The 23,482-nt window shown below is 50.7% G+C and carries 23 protein-coding genes and 2 tRNA genes; 2 read left to right on the top strand and 23 right to left on the bottom strand.

Features of this window, described 5'->3' with window-relative positions; genetic code table 11:
- Positions 1 to 13 precede the first annotated feature (13 nt).
- The 3 genes from opp3C to ACTL32_RS17530 all read right to left on the bottom strand — a co-directional run bounded on the left by opp3C (position 14) and on the right by ACTL32_RS17530 (position 3,782).
- On the bottom strand, positions 14 to 1,072 hold the full coding sequence (gene opp3C, locus ACTL32_RS17540) for an oligopeptide ABC transporter permease (RefSeq protein WP_441342674.1): 1,059 nt from the start codon (positions 1,070 to 1,072) through the stop codon (positions 14 to 16).
- Entirely contained in the window at positions 1,069 to 1,998 is a 930-nt protein-coding gene (locus tag ACTL32_RS17535; protein ID WP_441342673.1) for an ABC transporter permease, read from the bottom strand. Before ACTL32_RS17535 ends, opp3C begins: the two co-directional genes overlap by 4 nt.
- 137 nt (positions 1,999 to 2,135) lie before the next feature.
- Positions 2,136 to 3,782, bottom strand: a complete 1,647-nt coding sequence (locus tag ACTL32_RS17530) for a peptide ABC transporter substrate-binding protein (protein WP_441342672.1) — start codon at positions 3,780 to 3,782, stop codon at positions 2,136 to 2,138.
- A gap of 137 nt (positions 3,783 to 3,919) precedes the next feature.
- On the opposite strand from ACTL32_RS17530, the gene ACTL32_RS17525 reads away from it, so the two are divergent.
- Positions 3,920 to 4,288 carry a DUF3899 domain-containing protein gene (locus ACTL32_RS17525; protein WP_441342671.1) on the top strand — a complete coding sequence of 123 codons (369 nt, stop codon included), beginning with the start codon at positions 3,920 to 3,922 and terminating at the stop codon, positions 4,286 to 4,288.
- Positions 4,289 to 4,673: 385 nt separating this feature from the next.
- On the opposite strand, the gene ACTL32_RS17520 is transcribed toward ACTL32_RS17525, so the two are convergent.
- The 18 genes from ACTL32_RS17520 to ACTL32_RS17435 form a co-directional block, all read right to left on the bottom strand.
- Positions 4,674 to 5,120 (bottom strand): GNAT family N-acetyltransferase, encoded by a 447-nt coding sequence (locus tag ACTL32_RS17520; protein ID WP_441342670.1) that lies wholly within the window; start codon positions 5,118 to 5,120, stop codon positions 4,674 to 4,676.
- A gap of 69 nt (positions 5,121 to 5,189) precedes the next feature.
- Positions 5,190 to 6,335 carry a GNAT family N-acetyltransferase gene (locus tag ACTL32_RS17515; RefSeq protein ID WP_441342669.1) on the bottom strand — a complete coding sequence of 382 codons (1,146 nt, stop codon included), beginning with the start codon at positions 6,333 to 6,335 and terminating at the stop codon, positions 5,190 to 5,192.
- Positions 6,332 to 6,901 carry a histidine phosphatase family protein gene (locus ACTL32_RS17510; protein ID WP_441342668.1) on the bottom strand — a complete coding sequence of 190 codons (570 nt, stop codon included), beginning with the start codon at positions 6,899 to 6,901 and terminating at the stop codon, positions 6,332 to 6,334. The genes ACTL32_RS17515 and ACTL32_RS17510 overlap by 4 nt, the downstream gene beginning before the upstream one ends.
- Positions 6,902 to 6,924: 23 nt before the next feature.
- Entirely contained in the window at positions 6,925 to 7,710 is a 786-nt protein-coding gene (locus ACTL32_RS17505) for a hypothetical protein (RefSeq protein ID WP_441342667.1), read from the bottom strand.
- Positions 7,711 to 7,788: 78 nt separating this feature from the next.
- On the bottom strand, positions 7,789 to 8,217 hold the full coding sequence (locus tag ACTL32_RS17500; protein ID WP_441342666.1) for an NUDIX hydrolase: 429 nt from the start codon (positions 8,215 to 8,217) through the stop codon (positions 7,789 to 7,791).
- 55 nt (positions 8,218 to 8,272) lie between these two features.
- Positions 8,273 to 8,410 (bottom strand): hypothetical protein, encoded by a 138-nt coding sequence (locus tag ACTL32_RS17495; protein ID WP_441342665.1) that lies wholly within the window; start codon positions 8,408 to 8,410, stop codon positions 8,273 to 8,275.
- A gap of 187 nt (positions 8,411 to 8,597) precedes the next feature.
- Positions 8,598 to 10,016, bottom strand: a complete 1,419-nt coding sequence (locus ACTL32_RS17490) for a purine-cytosine permease family protein (protein WP_441342664.1) — start codon at positions 10,014 to 10,016, stop codon at positions 8,598 to 8,600.
- A gap of 401 nt (positions 10,017 to 10,417) precedes the next feature.
- On the bottom strand, positions 10,418 to 10,816 hold the full coding sequence (locus tag ACTL32_RS17485) for a RidA family protein (protein WP_441342663.1): 399 nt from the start codon (positions 10,814 to 10,816) through the stop codon (positions 10,418 to 10,420).
- A gap of 55 nt (positions 10,817 to 10,871) precedes the next feature.
- Complete coding sequence (locus tag ACTL32_RS17480; protein WP_441342662.1) at positions 10,872 to 11,540, bottom strand: Type 1 glutamine amidotransferase-like domain-containing protein; 669 nt, start codon at positions 11,538 to 11,540, stop codon at positions 10,872 to 10,874.
- Between the two features lie 461 nt (positions 11,541 to 12,001).
- Positions 12,002 to 13,804, bottom strand: coding sequence for a glutamine--fructose-6-phosphate transaminase (isomerizing) (gene glmS / locus ACTL32_RS17475; RefSeq protein ID WP_441342661.1), 1,803 nt, complete (start codon positions 13,802 to 13,804; stop codon positions 12,002 to 12,004).
- A 917-nt stretch (positions 13,805 to 14,721) separates the two neighbouring features.
- Positions 14,722 to 16,071, bottom strand: a complete 1,350-nt coding sequence (gene glmM / locus ACTL32_RS17470) for a phosphoglucosamine mutase (protein ID WP_204892916.1) — start codon at positions 16,069 to 16,071, stop codon at positions 14,722 to 14,724.
- A gap of 85 nt (positions 16,072 to 16,156) precedes the next feature.
- Complete coding sequence (locus tag ACTL32_RS17465; RefSeq protein ID WP_441342659.1) at positions 16,157 to 17,161, bottom strand: CdaR family protein; 1,005 nt, start codon at positions 17,159 to 17,161, stop codon at positions 16,157 to 16,159.
- Positions 17,154 to 17,993, bottom strand: coding sequence for a diadenylate cyclase CdaA (gene cdaA, locus ACTL32_RS17460; RefSeq protein WP_441342658.1), 840 nt, complete (start codon positions 17,991 to 17,993; stop codon positions 17,154 to 17,156). The genes ACTL32_RS17465 and cdaA overlap by 8 nt, the downstream gene beginning before the upstream one ends.
- A 170-nt stretch (positions 17,994 to 18,163) precedes the next feature.
- Positions 18,164 to 18,790: an anti-sigma factor family protein gene (locus ACTL32_RS17455; protein ID WP_441342657.1), complete on the bottom strand. Its 627-nt coding sequence runs from the start codon at positions 18,788 to 18,790 to the stop codon at positions 18,164 to 18,166.
- A gap of 12 nt (positions 18,791 to 18,802) precedes the next feature.
- Positions 18,803 to 19,366 (bottom strand): RNA polymerase sigma factor SigW, encoded by a 564-nt coding sequence (gene sigW / locus ACTL32_RS17450; RefSeq protein ID WP_204892919.1) that lies wholly within the window; start codon positions 19,364 to 19,366, stop codon positions 18,803 to 18,805.
- Positions 19,367 to 19,535: 169 nt separating this feature from the next.
- Positions 19,536 to 20,444 (bottom strand): arginase, encoded by a 909-nt coding sequence (gene rocF / locus ACTL32_RS17445; RefSeq protein WP_441342656.1) that lies wholly within the window; start codon positions 20,442 to 20,444, stop codon positions 19,536 to 19,538.
- 70 nt (positions 20,445 to 20,514) lie between these two features.
- The gene (locus tag ACTL32_RS17440; protein ID WP_441342655.1) at positions 20,515 to 21,069 is read right to left on the bottom strand and encodes a GNAT family N-acetyltransferase; all 555 of its coding nucleotides are present in this window, start codon (positions 21,067 to 21,069) and stop codon (positions 20,515 to 20,517) included.
- Positions 21,070 to 21,087: 18 nt separating this feature from the next.
- Complete coding sequence (locus tag ACTL32_RS17435) at positions 21,088 to 21,969, bottom strand: LysR family transcriptional regulator (RefSeq protein WP_441342654.1); 882 nt, start codon at positions 21,967 to 21,969, stop codon at positions 21,088 to 21,090.
- Between the two features lie 103 nt (positions 21,970 to 22,072).
- On the opposite strand from ACTL32_RS17435, the gene ACTL32_RS17430 reads away from it, so the two are divergent.
- Positions 22,073 to 23,152 carry a citrate synthase/methylcitrate synthase gene (locus ACTL32_RS17430; RefSeq protein WP_441342653.1) on the top strand — a complete coding sequence of 360 codons (1,080 nt, stop codon included), beginning with the start codon at positions 22,073 to 22,075 and terminating at the stop codon, positions 23,150 to 23,152.
- Between the two features lie 71 nt (positions 23,153 to 23,223).
- Here the strand turns inward: ACTL32_RS17430 and ACTL32_RS17425 are convergent.
- Together ACTL32_RS17425 and ACTL32_RS17420 are read right to left on the bottom strand one after the other, a co-directional pair.
- Positions 23,224 to 23,296, bottom strand: a tRNA-Ala gene (locus tag ACTL32_RS17425).
- Between the two features lie 31 nt (positions 23,297 to 23,327).
- Positions 23,328 to 23,400, bottom strand: a tRNA-Lys gene (locus ACTL32_RS17420).
- Positions 23,401 to 23,482: the final 82 nt, after the last annotated feature.

Below are 23,482 nucleotides of genomic sequence, written 5' to 3'. Positions count from 1 at the left end.
TGGCCCCTCCCCCTTATCGTTTCATTTTCGGATCTAATGCATCCCGCAGGCCGTCAGCCAGCAAATTGAATGAAATCATGATCAAGCTGATGACAAGTGCCGGGAAAATCAGTTTGTACGGGAAATAACGCATCGATTTATAACCATCTTCAATCAAAACGCCAAGAGATGCCAGCGGAGCCTGCAGCCCCAGTCCGATAAAGCTCAAAAACGCTTCGAAGAAAATCGCGGTCGGAATCGTGAACATGACGGTAACAATGATCGGCCCCATGACGTTCGGCAATAGATGCTTGCCGATCAATCGGCTGTTTGATGCCCCGAGCGTACGTGAAGCCAGAATGAATTCCTGGTTTTTCAGCTGCAGGATCTGCCCGCGCACCACCCGTGCCATGCCGACCCAGCCGGTGATGACCATGGCCAGGATAATCGAACGGACGCCTGGTTCGAGGACCAGGATGAAGAGGATGATGACGATCAAGTTCGGAATCCCCATCAGCACTTCGATGATCCGCTGCATGACGTTGTCGACGCGGCCGCCATAGAACGAGGATATGCCGCCGTATAGGACGCCGATTACCAAGTCCAGCGCTGCTGCCACCAGAGCGATGAAAAGGGAAATTTGAGTCCCTTTCCAGACGCGCGTCCAAAGATCGCGCCCGAATTCATCGGTACCGAACCAATAATTGGTTGCCACTTGGCGCTCGGCGTACTCGTCGGTCCCTTGGGCATTCAAGCCGTCAAAGCCCAGCCATTCCAAGCCTGCCACTTTCGGCGGCAAATTGGAATGCGCCAAGTTCTGTTCGCGGTAGGAAAAGTCGTTCATGCTTGGCCCGATCAGCGCAAGCGCAATCAGGATGATCAGCAGCACCAGTGAAATCATTGCTCCCCGGTTGCGCGTGAGCCGCTGAAATGCTTCTTGCCAGAATGATTGCGAAGGTGTGCCGATTTCCTCGCTTTTGGATTGGTCGAGCGGCGCTTTTTCGAACAGATCTGCCGGAATCGCTTCCGGAATGTATTCGTTCTGTGTCTGGATATCGTTTCGGAATGGAGGCTTTGCGTTTATTTCTTTCATGCGGATTCCCCCTTGTAATTGATGCGGGGATCCAGGAAGCCGTAAATAATATCCACTACAAAGACGACGAAGATGAACAGCGCACTATAGAAAATCGTAATCCCCATGATGACACTGTAATCGAGCACCAGGATCGACAGCGTGAACTGCTCCCCGAGCCCTGGCACCGAAAAGATTTTTTCAATGACGAGCGTTCCGGTCATGATTGAAACCGCCAATGGCCCGAGCATCGTCACAACCGGAATAAGCGCATTGCGGATGACGTGCTTGACCACTACCTGCTGTTCTGTCATGCCTTTGGCGCGCGCAGTCGTGATGTAGTCCTGTCCGATGACTTCAAGCATTTCGCTGCGGATAAAACGCGCCACAGTCGCCGTCACGGTCACCGATAAAGCGATTGACGGCAACAGCGTGCTCGAATAGCCTTCCCACAGGGCAACCGGGAGCCATTCCAGCTTGACGCCGACGTAGTACTGGAGCAATGCGGCAAAAACGAATGAAGGAATCGACATGCCAAGTACCGCGAGCGTCACCGAGCCGTAATCCAAAATGGAATTGTGCTTGAGCGCCGAAACGATGCCGAGCACTAGCCCAACGACTGCCCCAAACACCATGGCTTGCAGACCGATAAACGCAGAAGGCCCGATCCGTTCGCTGATCATGCTGGTTACTGTCCGGCCCTCATGCTGGAACGAATAGCCCAGATCGCCTTGGACCAGGTTTCCAAGATACTGGATATACTGGATGCCGACTGGCTGATCGAGCCCGTATTTCGCATTCAGCACAGCTAATTGGGCCGCCCCAAGCTTCTCCGGATTGGTGAACGGAGTTCCCGGTAGCAATTGCATCAGGAAGAACGTTGCCGTGACGATGACAAAAAGAGTGATAATCATATAGCCGATCCGTTGCGCTATATACCGTTTCATGGGAACACCTCTGTTCTCTAAAATAAGTAAGTTCTTGATGAAATGCTTGTTTCTTTGTCCCGCTTATAACAGACAAAAATACGAGGGCGCCGATCACTCGGCTACACCCTCGTACCTATAGCTGCATAACCTGCAAATTATTCTTCGATGGATGCCCATTTATAAGAGAATGAAGCTCCAGTCGGGTGGACAATCAAATCTTTAATTTTGTTTCTCATGAGAATAGCTGAACCATCCTGGTAAAGCGGTGCGATTGCAGCATCTTCTTCCAAGAGGATTTTTTCAATGTTCAGCATCATGTCGTAGCGTTTCGCAAGGTCGGTTTCGACGCGCGCTTGTGATACCAATTCATCAAGCTTCGGATTGTGGTAGTCCATGCGGTTGGCAGATCCGCCTTCCAGCCACATATCCAAGTACGTCATCGGGTCGCTGTAGTCAGGGCCCCATGAAGATAAGGAGATATCGTATTCGATCGCTTTTTCGATTTCAAGGCGCTGTGCAAATGGCACGGCTTTGATTTCCAGTTTGAATCCTGGAAGGTTTTCTTCAAGCTGGGCTTGCAGGTATTCCGCCACTTTCTTGTGGTCGTCTGAATCTGAAATGTTGATCGAAGCTGTTACATCAGTTGCGCCCGCTTCTTTCAAGCCTTCAGCAAATAATTTTTGTGCTTCTTCTACTGTCCCTGTGTTGAAGTCGCCGTTCAAATCGCGGAAATCTTCACCGTCCGGAGACTGGAAGAACCCTTTCGGCACGACGCCGTTCAATGCAGTTGAGCCGTCTTTCAAAATAACATCCGTCAAGCTTTCCTTATCGATCGCCATATTGACTGCCTGGCGGACTTTTTTGTTTCCAAGTACCGGATGGTTATGGTTGAAACGAAGGAAAATCAAGCTCGGCTCAAGAATCGTATCAAAGTTTTCATCTTCCTTGTATTGGTCGACGGACTCAGAGCTCAAGTTGATGCGGTCCACTTTGTTTGTTTCGTACAAGTTTACGCCCGTTGTCGAATCTTTTACAACGTATGCGTTGATTGCATCCAATTTAACTGCTTCTGCATCCCAGTAGTCTGCATTCTTTTCGTATTTCCATCCTTGCTCATGTGTCCAGTCAACCAATTTGAATGGTCCGTTGAACAAGATGTTTTCCGCTTCCAATGCATATTGATCGCCTTGCTCTTCAACAAATGCCTGGTTCTGCGGCAGGAATGTCGGGAATGTCAGCAATGATTCAAGCAATGGGTTTGCATTTTCAAGCGTAACTTCCAATGTTTTTTCATCAACAGCTTTAACGCCCAATTCTTCCGCGTCTTTCTCTTCGTTCATGATCGCTTCAGCATTTTTGATGCTTGCTGTCACGAACATGAAATTGTACGGGCTTGCATCTTTCATAACGCGTTTCCATGCATATTCAAAATCTTGCGCTGTAACCGGTTCGCCATTGCTCCATTTTGAATCGCGCAATGTGAACGTATGGACAGTTTCATCTTCGTTGGTTGTATGTTCAGTCGCCAATGCTTCGATCGGCTGGTGGTTTTCATCCTGGCGGTATAACCCTTCATTGACGTTGTTCAATACCGTAAATGCGACGCCGTCATGGGCTTTTGTAGAATCCAAGGTCGGAATATCAGCGGTTTCTGAAACGTTCAGTACTTGGCTCGCCTTTCCTTCTTCGCCTTCTGCCCCTTCACTTGACGTGCCTTCGGAAGAATTAAAGTTACATCCGGATAATATTAATACGAATGCCATCAAAACAAGCAACATTTGGGTTTTCATCTTTTTCCCCATTTTTCCTACCCCCTGTATTTTCTAATAATTCTTTTTAATCATAATAGTATTTTACTTATTAGGCAACAAGATATTTAAATTTTCTAAAACTAGACATGCGTGTTAGTCTATAAATATACAAAGAAAGGAACGTTTCTATGACTTCAAGAGCAGGCATTCTTATAATTTCTCTTTTCTTCTCGATTTTATTGTCTTTTCTCATGGATTCGCCCTGGACGGTCCTGAAATGGTTGGACGCCGTTTTTCTGGTCGGGCTTTTCCTGCTGATGGCTTCAGCAGTGATGGCATTGATCGAAGGGCGCTTTTTTGACGCGTTCGTTCATAGCACAAAAAACTTTTTCGCAAAAGTAAATAAAAAAGAACAGCTCATCCGCGAAAGCGAGCGGCGCCAGGAAAACCTGCACGGCTATGCGCGCTCGTTCCCGATACGGAAAAGCTTGTTCTTTGCCGGGCTATTGATGAGCTTCTTTAGCCTTATCCTGTCTGCCGCCCTTTATTATTCGTAGAAAAAACCTTCAGCCTTTTCAGGCTGAAGGTTTTGAGCTTGTAGACAAAAGAATAATTTTTCAATTCGATGAATAAAACTAATGGAAGCTGTGTTGGATCCTCCACTTCAGGCGGACGCTTTCCGTTGCGGATCCTGAAACCAGCGGCTTGTTCCCAGCAGGCCAAAGCAGGATTAGTATTCTTATCCCCTCTATCAGATACAGAAGACGCTCCCGACCGGGCTGGCTACGGAGACTCCTGTGGGACCAACTCGAGCTGAAGGCCCCGCAGGAACGCAGTGACAAGGAGACTGAAGCCGAGCCCACGGAAAGCGAAGTGGCCAGCCCGGTCGGGCTTATGCATCTCTATTCATTTAAATTAGACTTTGTCTACAGTTTGAAGGTTTTATTTTGCGCATTCCCAATAGACCATTCCTTGGTCCCTTCCGGTTTCGCGCATGCCAAGTTTCTGAAGGACTTTAATCGAAGCCATGTTGTCTGCCAGGCATTCGGCAATCACTTTGGTTGCTCCGCCCATGGTGAATGCCCAGCCAATAAGTGCTTCCACCGCCTCCGTCGCCAGTCCTTGGTTCTGTTCGTCGGGTACGATGCCGTAGCCCACTTCGACCACGCCCTCCCGATCCGGTCTGCCTTTAAATCCGAGGTCGCCGACCGGCTTGCCGTTGTCTTGACGAATGGCGAGCCAGACGCCCCATCCCTTGAGCTCTGGATTCTCTTTCAATTCTTTCAAATGCCCTTCGATATGCGGTCCTGTTTCATACCGGCCAGAATATGCTTCGTGGATTTCCTCTGTAAAAGGAAGCAAAGCAAGCCGCTGCGTTTTGATTTCCATATTATTCTCCTCTAAAGGTAATGTTTTTAATTCTCTTTTTTTGCGGGAACAGCCCTCTATGACCTTACGTCATAGTCCGGCGCCGTCCAAGTGCTTCGCCATCAAGTAATTTCTGAGCCGGACGCCTTGCCGCTCCACCGATTGCTCTCGGATGATGCGATAGCCGCGGCGCAAGAAGAAAGGCTTTGCCGTGATGCTCGCTTCGGTATGAATTTCGCTTTCCCCTTGGTTCCCGGCTTCCCGCTCGGCATGGTCCATGAGCCGGCTCGCGATGCCTTGCCGCTGATAGTTCCGGTGGACATAGAGCCGGTCCAAATAGCCGCCTTTCGCCAAATCGCAGAAGCCGACAATATTCCCGCCTACTCTGGCGACAAATGTTGCGTTCTGTGACAAGGAAACACGCCATTGCTCCGCTTTTTCCGCTTGCTGCCCTTCCGGCGCCCACACGGCCAATTGGTTCGAAGAATAATCAGCCGCATTCACCGAGTGGACGGTTCCGTAAAACAGCCCGACCAGTTCTTCGGCATCTTCCGATTTGAACGGTTCGATGCGAAGCTGGAATCTCTCCAGAATCTTTGGCAATTCGCTCAGATCGTCAATCACATATTCCGCATTTGCCGCATCATACTGCGGATCCCTTTTCCATACACTGGACATGCCAACAGCTTTTGCCGCTTCGACATCGTTTGCCGGGTGGTCGCCGACATAGACCGCTTCATGCGGCCCGACACCGAGCGCTTCGAGCGCTTTGTTGAAGATGCGCGGGTCGGGTTTGGAGACCCCTTCAATTCCCGACACCAGCACCACATCAAAATACGGTTCGATTCCAAGGGACCGGACGCTGCCGAGCTGCAGTCCACCCGGACCGTTCGTGATGATGCCGAGCCGGAACGAACGGCGCTTCAACTCCGCCAGCACGTCTTCGAGCCCCGGAAAAGGCACGCAATGGTCTTGGAAGTGGCTGACATAGTCTTCGAGCAGTATTTCCCAGGAAATACTTTCGATGGCGAATTCGCTCGCCAGCTGCTGGTAAACTTCGTCTTTCCAGCGGTATCCCCGGGCGTCCAATTCGATGAACCGCTTCTTGTACTGCTCTTTCGGAACATGTCCGAGATGCGCTTGCAGCCGCTCATACTGGTTCTCGACGAACAATGCAAGCGAGGCGTCGCGGTCCAGCAGCGTGCCGTCCAGATCAAATAGCACCGCTTTGATCATAGGCCGGCCTTCACTATCCCGATACGTTCCACGCCTGCCAGCTCCAAGCCATCAAAACGCAGGCAGTAGATGTCCGGCATCGCAAGCTCCCGCCAGAATTCCACTCCGTAGCGGCTGTCGAAATGATTCATCACGAGTACCATGAGATTGCCATGGGTGCCAATCGCAATCCGCGCTCCAGGATAGCGCTCCAGTACTTCAAGCGCAGCCGCAACGCCTCTTTCTTTTGCTTCGCGGTTGGATTCACCGCCTTGGAAGGCATAGCTCTCGTCGCTCCACACTTTCGCGATCGCCGCTGCAAAATTATCGACCGGCCCTTCGCTGAGCTGCCGCTCCCGGAACCCTTCCATCAGCTCAATCCCGCTTCCGACGGAACCGGCTAGCGGTTCAACGGTTTGGATGGCCCGCTTATAGGGGCTTGAAAGCACCCGACCGATCCCTTCATTTTTCAGTGCTTCTTTCACGTGTTGTGCATCAGCGTGCCCGCTTTCGGACAAGGGGCGCTCCCGTTCATCCGGTGTGTAAACCGAATGCGCATGCCGAATAAAATACAATCGTGTTTCCAATATTTTTCCCACTTTCTGCTCTTTCATCCATTTTCCATTATATTATCTTTTTTGATTCCTTTTTTATAGATCTCCAGCGCTTCTTTCAGAAATTGCCGGTCAAAGCCGGTCTTCTCATGAATCCGTTCGACCCATTCATCCAACGTCGATACCGGGGCATCCTGGAATAAGCCTTCGCTCGTGCTCAGGAAGCTTTCCCAATGCTCGAATTCCCAATGGGCGGTTTCTGCTTTGTAGGGGATGCGGACTTCCAGCAATGCTTTCGGGTAGATATGGCGCTGAGAAAATTCTGCAGCTCGCCAGAACGCATCGTCATCCACCGGTTCCAGCTCATAGGTCTGCTCCGACGCTTTCCCGCCGGGCCGGTGATAGACGATGTCCACACTTCTTCCTGCCGGGAAAATCTCCACGTCCGCTGCCGGGAAAAAACCAGCCAGCTTTCCGCTCCGAAAAGCCGGGGCGCTGCCGTCCACCAGGATCGGCTGCAGCCACTGGTCGCCGATATCGCATAAATAGCGCCAGCCCTCTGCATCTTCTGCAACCACTGCAGCGTGGGCTTCCATGGTCCCTAAATCACTGCCTACCCCGTATGCACAGACGCCTTCTTTCCGGAATTCATCCAGCAGCCAGAGCGCCAAATCAAAACAATTCCCCGTATTGCCGTAGCGTCGCCGGTGCTCTTTCATCATTTCGACGCTGCGCTGCTTGTTTTCCCCTGTCCGTGGATAAAACCAGGCTTTCGTCAGCGTCTCCATCGGAAACCCGTCAAAACGCCGCCACACAGCTAGTATATTTTCGGGTGCTTGCATGCTGCCACCTTCTTTTTCGGATGATATGTATGATTTCGTTTCCCGGCTTTTGCATTCCTTCAATCAATCTATTGGTTTTCAAACAGAGTTCAGCTTAAAGCCCTTTTCCAATCGGCTGGCAAGATATTCCCGGTCCTCGGGATAGACAAGCGGCAACGACTTCACTTCCTGGAGCGGCTTCCAGCCGATCTCACGGACCAGGTTGTCCGGGTCCTGCAGCTGTGCTTGGCCGCCGATCGCTTCCATCAGAAAATAATGCACCTCGTAAGCGATGCCAAGATGTTCGTATTCCCCGCTTTTCACCCGAAGCTTCTCCTGAACCCGAGCGAGGTATCCCGTTTCTTCCGCCATCTCCCGAACCGCACATTGCTCCACCGTTTCCGGAGGCTCTACCCCGCCTGCCGGAACCGTCCAGGCACTTCCTCCGCCTGCTATCTCTTCACGAACCATCAACAATTCATTGCGGTCATTCACACAAATCCCCGCCGCTCCTGTCCACTTCTCCACCCGACCATCCACCCTTCTAATTTTCCTTTTAAAAACACAGCTTTGCCGCTGCCTTTCAGCCCGCCACCAAACGAATGACCCATACAAAAAGGTACATCAGTGCGCTGACAATCAGGACGCCAGCTAGAAAATAGGAGAACCCGCCTAATATGTCATGAATGGCTCCTGCCAAATCATCAATAAAAGCTCTCATCTATATTGCCTCACCTTCTGAACATCTTTCTGTATTTATTTCGCGGTGCAGCGAAGAAACTCCTTCCATATTAAGGATTCTATCAGCAAACAAAAGGCCGCCGCTTTTATTCCCATAAAAAAATCCGGCCGCTGCATAAGCAGGGCCGGATCTATGGTTTATTCCTTTTTCAGTCTTCCTTTGCAGCTTAGGCAATGTAATCTTCTTTGGGAATATCGGTAGCTTCCCTCTTCATATAGAAGCGGCCTTTCGTCAGCACAGCCAGCGACACCGTCATGAGGGCTGCCAGAATGGCTGCGAAAAACGCCGCCGTGCTTTGCAGGAATGTTCCCATGAAACCGAGTGCCGCAATGGTGCCAAGAACGCTTGGCACGATGAGCGAAACGACGCCGACCGGATTCCATTTATGGAGATTCTGCTGCCGGGATTCGTAATAGCCCGGACCGATTTTCAGCAATTTCTTTACAACCAGCGCATCGGTTACTAGAATCGATGCCCACGTCATCAGCGCGACGCCTTGGAAGGTCATCGCCGTCGCCAGATGGTCCACAATGCCGCCAAGCATCAGGATCATGGCGATCAGGCCGGCAACAACCACCCAGAAGCGGCGCTCCGGCGTAAAGTTGAACATGTTTTCAAAAAAGCTCGAGAGCGAAAGCGAGCTGCTGTAAATATTCGTGATGTTGATGCGGATTTGCGTCAGCATCGTAAACAACACGCCGCCGAGCCCCAACAATACCACGATGTAGATGCCCGGGTTGGACTCGCCTAACGTCACCCCGAACCAGATGCCGAGGCCGCCCATGACGCCGAAGCAGAAAATCTGGGGAATAAAACCGATCGCGAACGAGCCGATCTTCAGGTCTTTCGGTTTTAAAAAGCGCGCGTAATCCGAAGCGATCAGCGCTGTGAGCCCCATGATGCCGTGCTGCATGCCGATGCACAGCAGCAATGCCGTCCCTCCGACTTGGACGCCTTCGGGCATATAGGTCCAGAAGCTGCCTTCATAAAGGGAAGGCCGGTTGAACGCGACAACAATCGCGGCCACCAGGAAAATTCCGAACAGCGGCAGCGACCATTTCTGCAATTTGTCCAATTGCTTGATGCCGAACCAGTTCAACGGAATGACGACCGAGCCGAACACAACGATCAGAATCCACATGGGGATTGCGGGGAAGTAAGCATGCACAGCTGCAACAAGGATCATGCCTTCGAATGCACAGTACATGATGAAATTGGATGCATAGATTAAGGAGGTAAGTGAGGCCCCGATGTAACCGAATCCTCCGCGGGAAAGCAGATTGACGTTCATGCCGGATTTTGCTGACAGGTAGACGATGATCGTTCCGAGCACGCCTGCCACCCCAATGGCATAAATGGCTGAAATAATGGCATTTACCGCTCCGAATTGCAAGGCCATGACACTGCCCATCTGAAAATAGAAAATGGCGGTAGCGATGCCGAAGGTGATATTGGTAATGCTCAACCAGCCCATCTTCCGCTCTTCTCTCGGTACGCGGTCGAACGTATAGTCGCCGCTGGTTTCTTCTTGCTGTCTAAAGCCGGTTTCGTTCAATTCTTGATCTGCAGTAATGTCAGATCTCATGTGATCCTCTTCCTTTCAATGATGGGTATTTCCGTTCACCTCGCCTTTTTTATTTTAAGCATTAAAGAAAAAGCTGCTTGCCTGATGGTTTAGCTTGGTAAGTGTTTTTAGGCTGTGGAGGGTGCCTATTCGTAGTGGAGTCAGGAGCTGAAAAAGCGGATAGAGCGAGCTCAACCTTAACGCTGAAAATAAAAAAAAGCGAATTTCTCCCTTGCCGGCCATCTCAGGCTGCAAAGAATAAATCACGGACTTTTTTACTTTAACATAATTTTCTCTTTTTTAGTGGTTTTCCTCGGTAATTCTTACTAATGGACTAGGGATGAGCCTTAGGTCAATCCCTTTTGCCTTTGCCCAAAAAAGCACCAGACAGCTCTTTTGCTGTCCGGCGTCGAGTTTCTCTGTTAAGGCTTTGCTGCCCAGATTTCGATTTCCACTTTTATTTCCGGCAGCCCAAGCTGCACCAGATAGCCGATTGTCATCGCCGGGAATTCGTCCCCGAACAAACCGCGCCATTCCGCGTTCATCCATTCCCAATCGATTTTCTCGGTTGCCCAGATGTTCACTTTGACAATATGGCCGGCTTCCAGCGCTTCTGCCGCCAACATCGCTCGGATGTTCTTGAACGTATTGCTGATTTGCCGGTTCATGTTGTCCGGAAAGCTGCCGTTTTCGTCCATCCCTACCTGCCCGGAAGCTGCATACCATTCCGCATTTCTGGGGATTTTAGTGATATGCGTGTAATTGCCGACAGGCCCCGGCATATTTTCAGGGTTTTTTCTCGTTATTTTTTCATTTTCCATTGCGATTGCCTCGCTTTCTGATTTGATCACAGTTGTAGAGAAGAGCCCAGTAATATCAAGGAGAAAGCAGCTTCCATCGTCCTTCGGAAATAACTTCAATCGATCCATCGACCACTTTGATGGCGGTTTGATCATCAATCGCATACGCCGGCCCCTGTATCCCGGCAGCCCATCTTTCTGCGTGAGCCATAGTGTTTTCGGGCAGCATTTCATTTTCAAGATGCGGGAAGAGGGAAAAATCAACCATCTTCATTGCGCTATCACTCCCGCCCGGTGGAGTCCAGCCAATGAAATCTTCCCCAATACGCGGTGCCATCACCATACTGCCTGCACTCATTCCCACATAAATTGCATTCAGCGACGGCAAGAGTTCTTCCAGCCCGGACTGGCGCATCCAATGAGCCAGATAGAGGGCGTCGCCACCCGCCACCAACAGGACGTCCGCCTCGTGGACCAGCGGCACCCACCGTTCTTGATCAATACTTGGCAGAGCCGTGAGCTCAAGTATGCCGACCGACTTCCAACCCAGGCCAACCATCGGGTTCTCGGATTTCCCACTGATGAACTCCCAGGTTTTGACGCCAGGACCGACCCAGGGATGTCCATACATCGCGGTAGGAATGCACAGAGCGGTGGCGTCGGCGATTGGTTTTCCCAACATTTCAACCAGGGCATTTTGTATGCATTTGTTCGTGACACCTGCAGACGTAAGCAATAATTTCATAGGTCCAACTCCTTGTTATAATTTAGCATCATTAAAAGGTTCCGTACTTCAAAAATCAATCTCGGATTTGGGAATAAATTAAAAACACTCTTAATAGACCTTTCTTTGGGCCCTTGGCCAATAATTATAGAGTGCAAAACTCAGCGGCCTCTTCTACCGGCTTTTAAAAACCAGAATTTTTTACCCCAATTTAATAGGGCACCTAGCTATTACGATTTCTTTATCATTAGTTCGCTAATCAATTGAAAAATCCTGTTTATGAAATTAATTAGAAAATGAACCTGAATCCATCGATAAAATTTCGCACTTATAAACCTCCCAAAATAACAAAAAAGACGTTCGCAACAGTGGCAACCCACTTTACGAACGTCCTCTTATTTTCACCTACTTTTACGAACGGCAAGATCCGTTCAACGTTATAGGCTTCACTTCACCCGATTAACAGGAAAGTACTCGTTTCTTTATTCAACCGTAACCGATTTAGCCAGGTTACGCGGCTTGTCTACGTCGCAATCGCGGTGAAGCGCTGCGTAATAGGAAATCAATTGCAATGGGATGACCGATACAAGCGGCGTCAGCAGTTCATGGACGTTCGGAAGCACCAGGCGGTCGCCGTCTTCCTGCAAGCCTTCCATGGAAATGATGCACGGGTTCGCGCCGCGTGCTGCCACTTCTTTGACGTTTCCGCGGATGTTCAAGTTTACCGCTTCTTGCGTCGCAAGGGCGATGACCGGTGTGCCTTCTTCGATCAAAGCGATGGTGCCGTGCTTCAATTCGCCGCCGGCAAACCCTTCCGCTTGGATATACGAAATCTCTTTCAGCTTCAATGCGCCTTCAAGGCCGACAAAATAATCCATGACGCGGCCGATGAAGAAGCAATTGCGTGTCGTTGAAAGGAATTCACGCGCAATCTCTTCCATTTCATCTTTCATGTCGACTTGCGCCTGGATCGCATTCGCGACAATTCCAAGTTCTTGGATCAGGTCATAGCCGATATCGATGCCTTTGGACTCTGCTGTAACAGCCCCAAGAATCGACAGGACAGCGATTTGCGCCGTATACGCTTTTGTCGAAGCAACCGCGATTTCCGGTCCTGCATACAGAAGAAGCGTATAGTCCGCTTCACGCGAAAGCGTCGAGCCTGCTACGTTTGTGATGGTCAAAGAAGGGTGGCCCAGTTCTTTGATTTTCACAAGCACTTGGCGGCTGTCAGCTGTCTCGCCTGATTGTGAGATGAAGATGAACAATGGTTTTTCGGAAAGCAATGGCATATTATAGCCGAATTCGCTTGAAACGTGGACTTCGACTGGAATGCCCGCCATTTTCTCGATATATTCCTTGCCGATCAACCCAGCATGGTAGCTTGTTCCTGCAGCGATAATGTGGATGCGGTCCGCCTCTTTCATCGCTTCCAGGATTTCTGGCTGGATCGTCAATTTGTCGTCGCCGTTTTGGTAAGCTTGGACGATTTTGCGCATCACTGCCGGCTGCTCGTCGATTTCTTTCAGCATGTAATGCGGGTACGTGCCTTTTTCGATATCGCTCATGTCGATTTCAGCTTTGAATGGTGCACGTTCGATGACTTCGCCTTCTAATGTGGAGATTTCCACGCTTTCTTTGCGCACGATGACGATTTCCTTGTCCATCAATTCGACGAACTGGTCTGTCACTTGTAGCATCGCCATAGCGTCGCTTGCTACGACGTTAAAGCCGTCGCCCAGGCCGACTAGCAATGGGCTCTTGTTTTTCGCCACAAAAATTGTCTGCGCTTCTTCAGCGTCCAACAACGCGATTGCGTATGAACCCTTCAGAAGCGTCAATGTTTTGCTGAATGCTTCTTTCGTTGTCATGCCTTCGTCGACGAATTTGCCGATCAACTGGACGATGACTTCTGTATCCGTATCCGACTCCATTTCCACGCCAGCCAGGTAGTCGCGCTGCAAGTGGTGGTAGTTCTCGATTACGCCGTTATGGACGATGGTGAACCGGTCCGACGTGTTCTGGTGCGGGTGCGCATTCACTTTGTTCGGTTTGCCGTGCGTTGCCCAACGCGTATGCCCGATTCCTGTCGTGCCGACTACATCATCCGAAACGATGGCGCGCAAATCTGCAATACGCCCTTTTTCTTTGAATACAGTAATGCCTTCCCCATTGCGGACAGCGATTCCCGCTGAATCATACCCGCGGTATTCCAAACGCTCCAATCCTTTTAATAGGATCTCTTTTGAATCATTTTCCCCGATATATCCGACAATTCCACACATGATTAAATTCCTCCAATTTTTTCTGCAAGTTAAAATAAGCATTTGCATGCGTTCGCAAACACTTTGCTGAGCCCATCCACACCGTTGTACAGCCGATTGCTCCGCTGCTTTAAATGCTGGATATAACGACCGGGCTTCGCGGCCGGGAGGTATCCGCCGAAATCTCGATACTCCTCCTCCTCGTCTACTGGAAAATGACTTGTCCGTCCGATTTTCCCAGTACAGGCGCTTTAACTATTTTCCTCGTACGCATTACTATCCCCCTTTATCTGCGGCCTTAAACAGGCAATTTCATCATACCTTCTCCCCTATGTGAAGTCAATGAACGCCCTTTAAAATGAGCCTTAAGGCAAATCAAAAATACCATTTCGGCTTTGGAAGCGCTGACAATGGCTTTTTAGAGCGTTTTTCGCAGGCTTTCCACCTCCAAACGGTCTTCCGCTTAACCAATTGGAATCCGTTTTCTGTATAAGAAAAACAGGCTGAAAGTCATGCCTTCAGCCTGTTTTTTATTCTATATAAGTTGAACAAACGAATTTAAGATTATACTCCGCTTCAGCCGCTTTGGGCAGTGCAAGGACTATTGTTTCTGCATCGCTTCGCTAGCTTCGAAACATGAAAGGACGCTGCTCCTGCGCAAGCTCGTCGCAAAAGAGTCACCCAAATGCTTTTGGCGCCTCTTTGGCTTTCGCCATGAGCCGAGAAGACCACTCGTCTCATAGCGAAAACCTTCTGCTCCTGCATCGCTGCGCTAGCTTCGTCGCAAATAAAATGGCCCCAACTCCATTTGGTCCATTTTATTGCCTAGCCCTTGGACGCGCCGGCGCTGGTTTCGCTCATTGGCAACAGACAACTCTACCTGTTTTGTAGTGCTATTTGAGATATGGAGCAAAACAGCGAAGACGCTTGCACTTTTCTTATTTCATGCCCATTTCTGCGCGCACGACTTCCGCGATGCGCTCGACGTACTCTTCGCAAGCTTCTGCAGAAGCGGCTTCCACCATCACGCGAACCAGCGGCTCGGTGCCGGATGGGCGGACAAGGACACGGCCATTGCCGTTCATTTCCGCTTCCACTTCAGCGATCTTCGCTGCCACTTTGGCGTTATCCGTAACTGCATGCTTGTCCGTTACCCGGATGTTAACGAGTTTCTGCGGGAAGATCGTCATTTCTCCTGCAAGTTCCGATAGCTTCTTGCCGGTAACCTTCATGATATTCACGAGCTGAAGGCCGGTAAGCAAGCCGTCGCCTGTCGTATTGTAATCAAGGAAGATGATATGGCCGGACTGTTCGCCGCCCAGGTTGTACTCATTCTTCTTCATTTCTTCCACGACGTAGCGGTCGCCGACAGCGGTCTGCTTGCTTTCCATGCCATGTTCTTCGAGCGCTTTATAAAAGCCCATATTGCTCATGACAGTCGATACAACGGTATTTTTCTTCAAGCGCCCTTCAGAATGCAGGTGTTTGCCGATTATGTACATAATCTGGTCGCCGTCTACAATATTTCCTTTTTCGTCCACTGCAATCAACCGGTCGCCATCGCCGTCAAACGCGAGGCCGATGTCTGCCTGTTTCTCTTTCACCAGTTCCGCCAATTTCTCCGGATGCGTCGAGCCGACTTTGTCATTGATGTTCAAGCCGTTCGGCGATGCACCCATTGAAGAAATATCGGCATCGAGGTCAGCGAATACGTGTGTTGCCAGCGTCGAAGTCGCCCCGTGCGCACAGTCAAGCGCCACGTGGATGCCGGTGAATTCTTCGTCCACGGTCTGCTTCAAGTACTGGATGTACTTCTGGCCGCCTTCGAAATAATCGGTGATGCTGCCAAGATCGCCGCCAGTCGGGCGCGGCAGCGTATCTTCTTCGCTGTCGAGCAGCGCTTCGATTTCCGCTTCCTGGTCATCGGATAACTTAAAGCCATCCGAGCCGAAGAACTTGATGCCGTTGTCTTCCACCGGGTTGTGCGAAGCTGAAATCATGACACCCGCTTCTGCGCTCATCACGCGCGTAAGGTAGGAAACTCCTGGTGTGCTGATGATGCCGAGTCGCATCACTTCCGCTCCGACCGACAATAAGCCGGCTGCCAAAGCGCCTTCCAGCATTTCACCGGAAATCCGCGTATCGCGGCCGATCAGCACCTTCGGTTTTTCTTTCGAGCTTTTTGTTAAGATATATCCGCCAAAGCGGCCAAGTTTAAATGCCAATTCCGGTGTCAATTCGCTGTTTGCGACTCCTCGGACACCATCCGTACCAAAATATTTACCCATTTTTTTCGCTCCTTCAATCTATCATCATAATCTGTCTGATTTTATTTTATTTCCATTTGGCTGCTTTTCAAAAGAACTGCAGGAATCAGGACGGCTCTTCGTCCGATTCCGTGTTTTCTTCAGCTTCCGGCAGCAATGCGGTGTCATCGACTGTGATGTCCGCTTCCACCGTCAGCTTCTCAGGTGTGATCCCTGTAGCGCCTTGGGGAACCTCAAGTTCCACTTCAAGCGTCGTATCCGCTTCCGTAATATCGCTGACATCGACTTCGGCCGGTATTTCTTTGATGGCATCGACGATGTTCTTCGGCCCCGAAATCTGGACTGTCTCGGTCAACGGCGTCAGCGTATTGATGGTGATGCCGGCTCGCGGATCGCCGACCGGTTTGATGCCTATCGCCACTTCCCTGCTGTATTCCTTGATCGTCACCGCAACTTCTACCGCTTCCGGCTCGATCGTCACATTTTCCAGTTTGGTCAGATCATTAGCCAGGACACGCACGCGCGCTTCTGTCTGGAACGACTCCTTGATGCCGGGCTCTCCGGTAACCGTCGCTTTGACAAAACTGATCGAATCGATCACGCTTTTCGGTCCGGTGACCGTCACCGTTTTCGGCTCTGCTGAAATTTCCTCCAGCACAAAGCCGTCCGCAAGCAGGCGTTCATTTACTTCCGGGTCGATGCGGAATTCCTCCGTCACCCGTTCTTCTATCGTAATATCCACAAACGCAGGATCCATCTGCACCCTTAGCTGTTCCGAAAGGTTTTCGGTCTGGATGGGCACGCGATGCTCGCCGATCGTCAAATCGCGCAGATCCACGAAGAGTGTAAAGTCCTTTAGCTGCCGCGTGGTCTGGACCGTGCTCGTCGGCCCGGAAATCGTCAGATCCACCGTTTCCGGCAAGCCGCTGACCATCAGGCTCGTATTGTCATAAAACACTTCAAGCGGAATGGCTTCCATCTCTTCTGTGATGGTGCCGCTGTCCGCTGCATCCGGGGTATCGTCTGCCGCTTTGACCGTAAAGAATAGAAGACATGCCAATAGCAGCGCCATAATCCGCAAAAACCAAGGGCTATCCATCAATTTATCCATTCTTTTTCCCCCTCCAGTTCCACCAGGAAGAATTCGCTTGCTGCTGTTGCCCGCTGCCGAACCAGATCCGGCGGAGCTTCAATTCGAAATCCTCAAGGGATAGGTTGCGGTGCAAATCGCCATTGGCGGTCAAGCTGATGGCGCCGGTCTCCTCCGAAACGATGATCGTGATTGCGTCGGTCACTTCACTGATGCCGAGAGCCGCCCGGTGGCGGGTCCCCAGCTCCTTGGAGATAAACGGACTTTCCGATAAGGGCAAATAGCAAGCGGCCGCGGCAATCCGGTTGCGCTGGACGATGACTGCACCGTCGTGCAGCGGCGTATTCGGGATGAACAGGTTGATCAATAGCTCCGACGTAATATCCGAGTTCATCGGGATGCCCGTTTCGATGTATTCGCTCAATCCGGTTTCCCTTTCAATGGAGATCAATGCCCCGATGCGCCGCTTGGCCATATAGCTGACGGATTTCGTCATCGCTTCGATCAGGCGGTTGCGCTCCGATTCTTCATTCAGCGTGCTGCTGGCAAACAGCTTCCCGCGCCCGAGCTGCTCGAGCGCCCGCCGCATTTCCGGCTGGAAGATGATGATGATGGCCAGGAAACCCCAATTGAGCACTTGCTGCATGATCCAGCCAAGCGTCTCCAGGTTGAGCGCCTGGGTGATCAAATACGCGATAACAATAAAAAATATGCCTTTCAATAATTGAACGGCTTTCGTCCCTTTAATGATGGTGATCAATTTATAAATGACAAACCATACCAATAAAATATCAATAATATTCACTAAAAGTTCGAGTGGTGTTTGGTCTGTAAAACTTTCCAAGAACGGCATCTGCAACCCTCGCTTTTCAACATCTGCATATAAAATAGTATAGCATAAGAACATTTCGGTTGCGCCCATAGAAAAGGAGCTGCTCCCAATTGAAAATCGGGGCACCTCCTCTGCGGCAAAGCTATTTAGGAGCAAAGGCCCTGGCCTCTGCTTTGTCCGTACATGGACACTTACTCATTCGCATTCCTGTCAAAGATGGAAGCCGCATCTTTCGCACCTTCTTTGATGCGGTACCACAGCCATTCGAAAGCTTGGTCGATTTCTTCGACTTCACCGGTGATGACGCCGCTCGAGGCCATATACTGGCCGTTGACGATGGTGACATCCCCTTGAAGCTCGCCTTCCACCCGCAGGTCGCCGTTGCGGATTGTCAGATCGCCTTTTACAAGCGTCCCTTCCGGCACAACGACTGTTTCGCCTTCCACCTGCAGATTCGGCTGCTTGGTAAACGCGAACTGCTGGTCGTCATTGAACGTGCCGAACAAGGCTCCACTCATCAGCAGGCAGAACAAAGCGGCAGCCGTCACAAATGGATGCTGCCTGAACCAGCGCTGTGCGCTTCCCCGCTTTTTCTCTTTTGGCAGCCGCTGCATCGTCTTTTCGACAAAACCGGCAGGTGCCTGTATATGTGATGCACTTTGGACAAATGCAATCGTCTTCGTCAGTTCGTGGTAAATTTTTCGGCAGTCGCTGCAGCTTTCCAAATAGCTTTTCAGCTCTGCCTCTTCCGTACGGTTTAAATCCCCATCTAAATAATCGTCCATGAAACGGACGATTCTATCCGGACACGTAGTCATTGTGCTCGCCTCCTACAAATTGCTCAATTGCTTCCGAAGAGCTTCCCGCCCACGGTGTATACGCGTTTTCACGGTACCTAGCGGCAAATCCAAAATCTCGCTGATTTCCGCCAACGGCAATTCTTCAATATACTTCAATACAATAGCGGCACGGTACTTATCTGGCAAGCGGCTGATTTCGTATTGCACCCGCTCCTGCACTTCCATCCGCTCGAGTTCCTCTTCCGGCAGCGCGTCATCGTTCGCGATCGAGGAGTACATATTCAAGCCTTCTGTCCCCCGCACCTCTGCATCCAAATAATAATCCGGCTTTTTCTTGCGGATCCGGTCGATGCACAAATTCGTCGCGATTCGGTAAAGCCACGTGGAAAACTTCCGCTGCTGGTCAAAGGTATGCAAATTGACAAAAGCACGCGTAAACGCCTCCTGTGCGATATCTTCCGCTTCGTGCTTGTTGCCAAGCATGCGGTAACAGATTTGGTACAGCTGGTGCTGGTACAGCTCGACAATCTCAGCGAAAGCCTGATGGTCACCCTTTAGCACTTGTTTTATTCGTTTATTGACTAAAGCATCCATGATCTCATTTCCCTCCGCCTATGCGGCTGTCTTTTATATACGGATTACTTTTCATAAAGTTTCATTTTTTTCTCTTTCTCCATCGTAACAAATCCCGCCTATAAAATCCCAGTTTCTTTGTAAATAAATGATTAAAAAAGACCACAAAAAAAACAGGCTTTCGCCTGTTTTATAGTAGTTTTTCACCTAATAGCGAGCCAATCAAGGCTACCGCTACATCTGCCGTCCGATTTTTCTCATCGAGAATCGGATTGACTTCCACGAATTCCGCAGAAGTGATGATGCCTGCATCGAACAATAATTCCATCGCCAAATGGCTTTCACGGTACGTGATGCCGCCTGGCACCGGAGTGCCCACGCCTGGCGTGTACATCGGATCGATGCCGTCAAGATCAAGCGACAAATGCACTGCGTCTGTGCGGCGCTCTTCTTTCAAGTACTGGATCGCGTCGTCGATGACTGCCTGCATTCCCATGCTGTCGATTTCGTGCATGCTGTAAACGCGGATGCCGCGCTCTTTGATCAATTCGCGTTCGCCCGGATCCACTGAACGGGCGCCGATGATGACGATGTTCTCCGGCTTCACTTTCGGCGAATAGCCACGGATGTGCGTCAATTGTTCATGGCCAAGTCCGAAGCTTGCTGCCAGCGGCATGCCGTGAATGTTTCCTGATGGCGATGTATCGCTTGTGTTCATGTCTGCGTGCGCATCGTACCAGATGACGCCCAGGTTTTCATGGCGTTCTGAAATGCCGGCTAGCGTGCCAATCGCAATGCTGTGGTCGCCGCCGAGAACCAGCGGGAAATTGCCCGCTTCTGCCACTTCAAACACTTTCGCGCCTAATGCTTCAGTCGCATCAGTCACGACTTTCAGGTTGCGCAGGTTCGTATTTTCATCGATCGATCCATCAGCATGCCCGATTTGGATGTCCCCTTCATCCTTTACCGAGTAGCCCAGGCTTTCAATGCGGTCCACAACGCCCGCATAGCGGATTGCGCTTGGCCCCATGTCTACGCCGCGGCGATTTTGTCCGTGGTCCATTGGTACACCAATTATTGAGATGTTCTTTTTATTCATTATTTTATACCCCCTTCGAAGTCTACGTCCATTGTACCTTCTAAGGTCAACTCGGCTCAACTCAACAAAATTACGTATATTTATTCATTATTCCTAACAGTTTTTCTTTTACTTCCGGCCATTCCCGATCCACAATCGAATAAAGCACTGCATCCCTCGGTTTTCCGGTCGAACGCATGCGTTCATTGCGCAGCACACCTTCTTTTATTGCGCCGATGCGCTCGAGCGCCCTTTGGGATCGTCCGTTCTCGGCATCCGTCTTGAACTGGACGCGGATCATGCCAAGCTCTTCAAAGCAGTGCCGGAGCAGCATGAATTTCACCGCGGTGTTGACGTGGCTTCGCTGCACCCGCTCCGCATAGAACGTCGATCCGATTTCGCAGCTTTTATTCGCCAGGTCAATGGAAGCAATGCGGGTAGTGCCGATCACCGTGCCGGGTCCATCTTCCACAACAAAGGCCAGCACATCCTTCCGCCCGATTCCAGCCTCGAGCCAGGCCTCCATCTCCTCAAAACTTCCCACTTTCGTCAGCATATGTTCAAATACCGCCGGCGTGTGAAGCTCCCAAAGAGCCGGTATATCGCCTTTCTCCAATTGCCTTAGACGCACATCTCCTAGTTCCATCTTTGCTATCGCTCCTTTTTAATTGAAATGAACCCCTTGGATCCGCTTTAGGAATTCGCGCTCTAACGCGCCCATCTCTTTCACGAGATAGTAAGTAGAAACTTCCGGCAGCCCGAACAAATCGAAATGCGCATCCATCAGCCGCCCTTCGATCAGCTCACGGCGCACCATCGACTTCGGCAAGAACGAAACCCCCAACCCTTCCTGGATAAAACGCTTGGCGATATGCGCCTGCGTCACTTTCATCGTCCGGATGCCCGGCACTTCCCGCCGCAGCTTCAACAACAGCTCATCCCAATACACCGGATGATGATGAGTGAACAGAAACGCCGTTTGCAGCACCGCTTCTACAGAAACCGGCGGCCCGGCTTCATCGTCATACGCATCCCGTGGCAGGACAAACAGGAGCGGGTCAATAAAAGCCGTTTCCTGCACAATGCTTCGCCGGAGCGAGGGCAACGCCGATAGCCCGGCCGAAACTTCCCCGCTTTCAACGAGATTCTCGATGCCTTCCGACTCCTGTACACGAATGACAAGTTCGATATCGGGATGGTCTTTCGTGAAGGATTTTAGGATGAACGGCAGAACCGTCTCGGCCATCAGTGGAGAAATTGCCACCGTCCATTTTTGCCGGTAGCCCTGGGCAAATGCATGAAGCCCGTCGACGCTGTCGCTCAGCTGCATGAGCACTTTTTCCGCTTCCGGCCTGAAAAGACGTCCGGCCTCGGTCAGCGCCACCCTGTTTTTCTCCCGCTTGAAAAGCGGGATGCCGAGATGCTCTTCCAACAGCTTCACATGGACCGTGACATTCGGCTGAGACATCAGCAAATGCTCCGATGTCTTGCGGAAATTCAACGTCTCCGCAGCCACTACAAACGTTTTCAGCCAGGCAAGTTCCATAAGAATCTCCTCTTTAATTAATTATTTGAATTGATTTAATTATATATCTTTAATTTTTATTATCAATATGTGGATGTATGATGGAAGAAAAGGAGGAATTCATATGTTTCAGAAAGGGTTAAAGGGCGTAATTGCCGTACAAACCAAAATTGCATCAGTCGACGGGGACCGGGGAGTGCTGAAGTACCGCGGGCGGCTAATAGATGAAGCTATTAAAGGGAAGACATTTGAAGAAGCGGCGTATTTCCTCTGGTATGGAACCGATACGACTCATGAACAGAAGGAAACACTGGAGCGCCAACTGAAGGAATACCGCATATTGCCGGCCCAGGTGTCGGCGGTTGCTAGGCTGTTACCGAAAGAGAATCCAATCATGGACAATCTGCGGACGCTCGTTTCCGCATACAGCCGCCCAGAGTTCAACGAGCTCAGCCCGGAAACTCAGGCACTGGCCTTAACTGCTGCACTTCCGGTAATGACTGCCCTTCTCTACCGCTTTAAACACGGCTGGGAGCCGATTGAGCCGCGAAACGACTTAGGACATACCGCTAACTTCCTTTGGATGTTAACAGGCCAGCAGCCTTCTGAGGCACAGACTGAAGCCTTGGAGACTTATTTGAAGCTGACAATGGAACATGGCATGAACGCTTCGACGTTTGCAGCACGTGTGACGGTATCTACGGAATCGGATATGGTGTCAGCCATCACCTCTGCAATCGGCACCATGAAAGGCCCATTGCACGGGGGAGCACCATCCGGGGTCATAGATTTGCTGGAGGAGATCGGAACGCCGGAACGCATTGAAGCGGTCATTGCGGAAAAACTGGATCGCGGCGAAAAAATCATGGGCTTTGGCCACCGGATCTACCGGACAGAAGATCCAAGATCGCTTATTCTCCGGGGCAAGTGCCTGGCACTTGAAGGCGAAGATGCGTGGCTGGACTTAGCAGTGGCTGCCGAAAAAGAGATTATTAGGCTGTTGAATCTGCATAAGCCTGGCCGGGCGCTCCATACAAATGTCGAGTTTTATGCCGCTGCCATTATGCGTTCGATAGAGATGCCGCCGGAATTGTTCACCCCGACTTTCAGCATCGCGCGCATTGTCGGCTGGACCGCCCACGTATGCGAGCAGCAAGAAGACAACGTTATCTTCCGGCCGCAGTCGGAATACGTCGGAAACTAAAAAAAGCCCGCATCCAATAAAATTGGATACGGGCTTTTTACACATGGATAGTACAAATACACATGGAACAATGGAGCCTAGGGGGCTCGAACCCCTGACCTCGACGCTGCCAGCGTCGCGCTCTCCCAGCTGAGCTAAGGCCCCGCGCTGAACAGGCGCAAGGAAAAAAATGAAATGAGCCATGAAGGATTCGAACCTTCGACCCTCTGATTAAAAGTCAGATGCTCTACCAACTGAGCTAATGGCTCATAATAAAAATGGCTGGGGTACCTGGATTCGAACCAGGGCATGACGGGATCAAAACCCGTTGCCTTACCGCTTGGCTATACC

Origin of the sequence: Planococcus sp. FY231025 (assembly GCF_052078085.1) — a bacterium.
GTDB lineage: Bacteria > Bacillota > Bacilli > Bacillales_A > Planococcaceae > Planococcus.
The sequence above is the reverse complement of the archived record's forward strand: the minus strand, read 5'-3'. Positions and strand labels throughout refer to the sequence as shown.